General features: G+C 70.4%; 6 protein-coding genes. 2 read left to right on the forward strand and 4 right to left on the reverse strand.

The window, feature by feature from the left end; genetic code table 11:
• The first annotated feature begins 328 nt into the window (after nucleotides 1-328).
• Nucleotides 329-1,102 carry an SDR family oxidoreductase gene (locus tag GA0115259_RS36045; RefSeq protein ID WP_093604637.1) on the forward strand — a complete coding sequence of 258 codons (774 nt, stop codon included), beginning with the start codon at nucleotides 329-331 and terminating at the stop codon, nucleotides 1,100-1,102.
• A 149-nt stretch (nucleotides 1,103-1,251) separates the two neighbouring features.
• Complete coding sequence (locus GA0115259_RS36050) at nucleotides 1,252-1,845, forward strand: TetR/AcrR family transcriptional regulator (RefSeq protein ID WP_093604639.1); 594 nt, start codon at nucleotides 1,252-1,254, stop codon at nucleotides 1,843-1,845.
• A gap of 95 nt (nucleotides 1,846-1,940) precedes the next feature.
• Here the strand turns inward: GA0115259_RS36050 and GA0115259_RS36055 are convergent, their stop codons facing one another.
• The 4 genes from GA0115259_RS36055 to GA0115259_RS40880 form a co-directional block, all read right to left on the reverse strand.
• Nucleotides 1,941-2,315: a peptidase inhibitor family I36 protein gene (locus GA0115259_RS36055; RefSeq protein ID WP_093604641.1), complete on the reverse strand. Its 375-nt coding sequence runs from the start codon at nucleotides 2,313-2,315 to the stop codon at nucleotides 1,941-1,943.
• A gap of 243 nt (nucleotides 2,316-2,558) precedes the next feature.
• On the reverse strand, nucleotides 2,559-3,773 hold the full coding sequence (locus tag GA0115259_RS36060) for an acyl-CoA dehydrogenase family protein (RefSeq protein WP_093604643.1): 1,215 nt from the start codon (nucleotides 3,771-3,773) through the stop codon (nucleotides 2,559-2,561).
• 9 nt (nucleotides 3,774-3,782) lie between these two features.
• Complete coding sequence (locus GA0115259_RS36065; protein WP_093604645.1) at nucleotides 3,783-4,805, reverse strand: phosphotransferase family protein; 1,023 nt, start codon at nucleotides 4,803-4,805, stop codon at nucleotides 3,783-3,785.
• A 155-nt stretch (nucleotides 4,806-4,960) separates the two neighbouring features.
• Nucleotides 4,961-5,184: hypothetical protein (locus GA0115259_RS40880; RefSeq protein ID WP_161230569.1), on the reverse strand; the 224-nt coding region annotated here is incomplete at its 5' end.

Consider the following 5,184-nt stretch of genomic DNA (forward strand, 5'->3'; position numbering starts at 1 on the left):
GGCGCCCGCGGCGAGCGCTCCGGCGGCTCCCACCGCGCCGCCGGCGGCCAGCAAACCCCGTCTGGACAGGCTCATTCCGCTACCTCCGTGATCGGGTCGTCTGTCATGCTCACGCACGCTAGCGCGCGTGAGTGCCATACGGAACGAAGCCCGCGGCTTGTCCGGCTCCTCTCCCTCTTCTTCTCCCTCTCCGCTTCCACTCCGCACCTTCTGTGGCTGAGGCCCGTCCGCGTCCCGCTCCCTTCCCTCCGTACATACCGACTGGTTAGTCTGCTGGCGTCGGCGGAGCGGCCGGCGCGGAACCGGAAGCCCGGAGAGGCAGGACCCGATGAGTACGGTGCAGGGCGCGGGAGTTGTGGTCACAGGAGCCGGCGGTGGTATCGGCGCCGCGCTCGCCCGCAGATTCGCCGCCGAGGGTGCCCGGGTGGTGGTCAACGATCTCGACGCGGAGAAGGCCGAGGCCGTCGCCGCGGAGATCGGCGGCCTGGCGGTCCCCGGTGACGCCTCCCTGATCGTGGCCGAGGCCCGCGAGGCGCTCGGCGGCACCGTCGACATCTACTGCGCCAACGCCGGAGTCGGCTCGCCGGGCGACGGGCTCGCCGGCGAGGAGGTCTGGTCGACCGCCTGGGACGTCAATGTCATGGCGCATGTACGGGCCGTCAGGGCGCTGCTGCCCGGCTGGCTGGAGCGCGGCAGCGGCCGGTTCGTCTCCACCGTCTCCGCCGCCGGACTGCTCACCATGATCGGCGCGGCTCCGTACAGCGTCACCAAGCACGGCGCGCTGGCCTACGCGGAGTGGCTCTCGCTGACCTATCGCCACCGCGGGCTCAAGGTGCACGCCGTCTGTCCGCAGGGCGTCCGTACGGACATGCTCACCGCGTCCGGCAGCGCGGGCGAACTGGTGCTCGCCGCCACTGCCATCGAACCGGAGGAGGTCGTCGCCGCCCTGTTCACCGCCATGGCGGAGGACCGTTTCCTCGTTCTGCCGCATCCGGAGGTGGCCGGCTACTACCAGGCGCGCGCGGGCGATCCCGACCGCTGGCTGGCCACGATGAACCGTGTCCAGCAGAAATGGGAGGCGACCGAGGGACAGAGCCGCTGACGGTCCTGACCTTCCCGCCGGAGCCGTCCGTGACCGGAGGTGGGAAGATCCTCGGACAGGGACCGCGTTCCCTCGGACGGGTTCCCTCGAACGGACAGTGCGCCGATGGACAGTGCGCGCGGCACGGAACGGAAAGCAGGTGGCGGCAGATGGCCAGGACGACGGACGGGGGCGGAGTGCCCGTCCCTCAACGGCTGCTGGCCGCCGCCACCCGGCTCTTCGCCGAGCACGGCTACGACCGCACCTCGGTGCAGGAGATCGTCGAGGCGGCGGGCGTCACCAAGGGCGCCCTCTACCACTACTTCGGCTCCAAGGAGGATCTCCTCCAGGAGGTCTACGCCCGCGTTCTGCGCCTCCAGCAGGAGCGTCTTGACGCCTTCGCCGAGGCGGACGAGCCGGTGGAGCGCCGACTGCGGGCCGCCGCCGCCGATGTTGTGGTGACGACGATCGACAATCTGGACGACGCCTCGATCTTCTTCCGCTCGATGCACCATCTCAGCCCGGAGAAGAACAAGCAGGTACGGGCCGAGCGGCGGCGCTACCATGAGCGGTTCCGCGCGCTGATCGAGGAGGGCCAGCGCAGCGGTGTCTTCTCCACCGCAACTCCGGCCGATCTGGTGGTGGACTACCACTTTGGCTCGGTCCACCATCTCTCCACCTGGTACCGGCCGGACGGCAGCCTCACTCCGCAGCAGGTCGCCGACCATCTCGCGGACCTGCTGCTGCGGGCGCTTCGTCCGTAGGGCCTGTGCGCCGTACAGGCCCTACGGACGGGCCCTGAGAGGTCCCTCGGCTGCCGTCGGATCCTCTCAGGAGTTCTCAGTGGCTCTCCGGTGGTTCAGCACTCACCGCGCCAGACCACCTTGGTGACCGTGACACCGACGAAGTTGGCCTTGTACTCGCCGGGCCCCGGGTTGTAGTGGAAGCACTGGCCCCAGTCACGGCCGTTGAACCGCCAGGAGAGCTGGACATGGTCGCCGCCGGCGAAGCGGACTCCGTTGTTGAAGACGGAGCGGACGCCGGCCACACTGCCCGACCAGTTGCCCGCGGTCTTCAGCAGCAGGCTGCCGCTCTGTCCCTCGCCGGAGTAGGCGCAGAAGTACTGCTTGGGGCAGCCGGGCGGATTCGGCTCGGCCGAGGCGGTGGGCGCGGCGGCGACGACCGCCGCGAAGGCGGCGGACACGGCGAGAGCGGCGATCGAACGATGACGCATGGTGGTTCCCCCTGTGGCTCCGGTGCACGCTTGCGGTCGGTAGAGCGCTGCCGACGCTAGCCAGGGAAGAGGCCCGAGTTGAGACCCATGAGGCGATTACCACTGTAAAGGCTGAAATAAGTGGCGAATTGATGCCGCGCGGCCCCCCTGACGACCACCGCGCGACCCTCGTGACGTCCCCGGCGACCCATGCGCGAGCCGCGCGGCGCCTCCACCGCCGCCATGCTCCCGGCCGCCCGAGCCTCAGAGGTACTTCTTCAGCTCCCGCCGCGCCAGCGACCGCTGATGCACCTCGTCGGGACCGTCCGCCAGCCGCAAGGTCCGTGCCGCCGCCCACAGTTCGGCCAGCGGGAAGTCCTGGCTGACTCCGCCGGCGCCGTACAACTGGACCGCCGAGTCGACGATGTCCACCACCGCGCGCGGAGTGGCGATCTTGATGGCCTGGATCTCCGTGTGCGCGCCACGGTTGCCGACCGTGTCCATCAGCCAGGCCGTCTTCAGCACCAGCAGCCGGAGCTGTTCGACCGTCACCCGGGCGTCCGCGATCCAGTTCTGGACGACGCCCTGCCGGGCGAGCGGCCCGCCGAACGCCGTACGGGACACGGCCCGCAGGCACATCAGCTCGATCGCGCGCTCGGCCATGCCGATCAGCCGCATGCAGTGGTGGATACGGCCGGGCCCGAGCCGGGCCTGCGCGATCGCGAAACCGCCGCCCTCCTCACCCACCAGATTCGTCGCGGGCACCCGTACGTTGTCGAAGACGACCTCGGCATGGCCGCCGTGGGAGTGGTCCTCGTAGCCGTACACCCGCATCGCGCGGCGCACTTCGAGCCCGGGAGCGGTGCGCGGCACCAGGACCATCGACTGCTGACGGCGGATGTCCTCGCCGTCCGGATCGGTCTTGCCCATCACGATGAAGACGGCGCACTCCGGGTTCATCGCACCGGAGATGTACCACTTGCGGCCGTTGATGACATAGTCACCGCCGTCACGCTCGATCCTGGTCCGGATGTTCGTCGCGTCCGACGAGGCGACCTCGGGCTCGGTCATCGCGAACGCCGAGCGGATCTCGCCCGCGAGCAGCGGCTCCAGCCAGCGCTTCCGCTGCTCCTCGGTGCCGAACTGCGCGAGCACCTCCATATTGCCGGTGTCGGGCGCCGCGCAGTTCAGCGCCGTGGGCGCCAACTGCGGTGAGCGTCCGGTGATCTCGGCGAGCGGCGCGTACTGGAGATTGGTCAGCCCGGCGCCGTACTCCTTGTCGGGCAGGAACAGATTCCACAGCCCTTGCCGGCGCGCCTCGGCCTTCAGCTCCTCCACCACCGGCGGCGTGTCCCAGGGATCGGCCAGCCGCGCTCGCTGCTCCTGCGCCACCTCTTCGGCCGGCAGGACATACGCGTCCATGAAGGCGAGCAGCCTGGCGCGCAGCTCTTCGGTACGGGCGTCGAATGCGAAATCCATGGGTGGGACTCAGCCTTCCTGGAGTGTGGTGAGACCGTGCTTGATGAAGACGGGGACGAGATCGCCGATCCGGTCGAAGCCGGGTCCCACGGTCCGGCCGAGGGTGTAGCGGTAGTGGATGCCCTCCAGGATCACGGCGAGCTTGAACCAGGCGAACGCCGTGTACCAGGCGATGGCGGAGGTGTCACGGCCCGAGCGCGCCGCGTACCGCTCGACCAGTTCGCCGGGCGAGGGATGGCCGGCCGCTCCCGCCGTCGTACTGACCGGCGAGTCCGCCACCTCCAGGGGCTCGCTGTACATCACCAGCAGGCCCAGATCGGTCAGCGGATCGCCCAGCGTGGACATCTCCCAGTCGAGCACTCCGGTGATCCGGTCGGCCTCGTCCATCAGGACGTTGTCGAGCCGGTAGTCGCCATGGACGACGGTGGGGGAGGGCGAGCCGGGCAGCGCGCGGCCGAGAGCGGCGTGCAGTTCGTCGATACCGGCCAGCTCGCGGTCGCGGGAGGCGGCGAGCTGTTTGCCCCAGCGGCGGAGCTGACGGTCCAGGAAGCCCTCGGGCCGGCCGAAGTCACCGAGACCGACCGCCTCGGGATCGACGGCGTGCAGCTCGACCAGCGTGTCGACCAGCGCGAGGACGGCGGCGCGCGTGCGCTCGGGACCGAGCGGCGCGAGCTGTTCGGCCGTACGGTACGCCGTGCCCTCCAGGTGTTCCATGACATAGAAGGGCGCGCCGAGGACGGACTCGTCCTCGCAGAGCAGCAGCGGTTCCGGCACCGGCACGGCCGTCGGATGGAGCGCGCTGATCACCCGGAACTCGCGTGCCATGTCATGGGCGGTGGCCAGCACATGGCCCAGCGGAGGCCTGCGGACCACCCAGCGCCCGGTGCCGTCGGTGACGGTGTACGTCAGATTCGACCGGCCGCCCTCGATCAGCCGTGCCTCCAGCGGCCCGCCCACCAGTCCGGGCCGGACGAGATCGAGCCGGTCGCGCAGCTTCTCGGGATCGAGTCCTGGCAAGGGAGCTGGGCTCATGGTGCGGTACCTCCGTGGGCGGTCGAGGGAGGGCAGGGCCGTACCGGCTGTACGGTCTTGCGACCATGATGCCGACCGGTCGGTATGCCGTCCAGTGCCGAAGCGCGGTGCCGAAGCCCGGCGCTGAAGCCCCGGTGCCGGGCGGCCCGGGAGGCTCACATCATGACCGCCACCGCGCACACCGCCAGCAGTGCGGTGCAGACCGCCGTGGCGACGGCGTCGCTCACCGGGAGCGCTTGCGGCCGTACGGAGTCCAGGGCCCGCACCCGGCGATGGGCCATGGTCAGAAAGCCCAGCCAGACCAGGGCGACGGCCGCGACGGCGGCCGGCGTGGCGGCCGTACCGCCGCCCTGGATCGCCTGGCGGGCCGCCGGCACCG

This window comes from Streptomyces sp. MnatMP-M17, assembly GCF_900091995.1.
Lineage (GTDB): Bacteria > Actinomycetota > Actinomycetes > Streptomycetales > Streptomycetaceae > Streptomyces.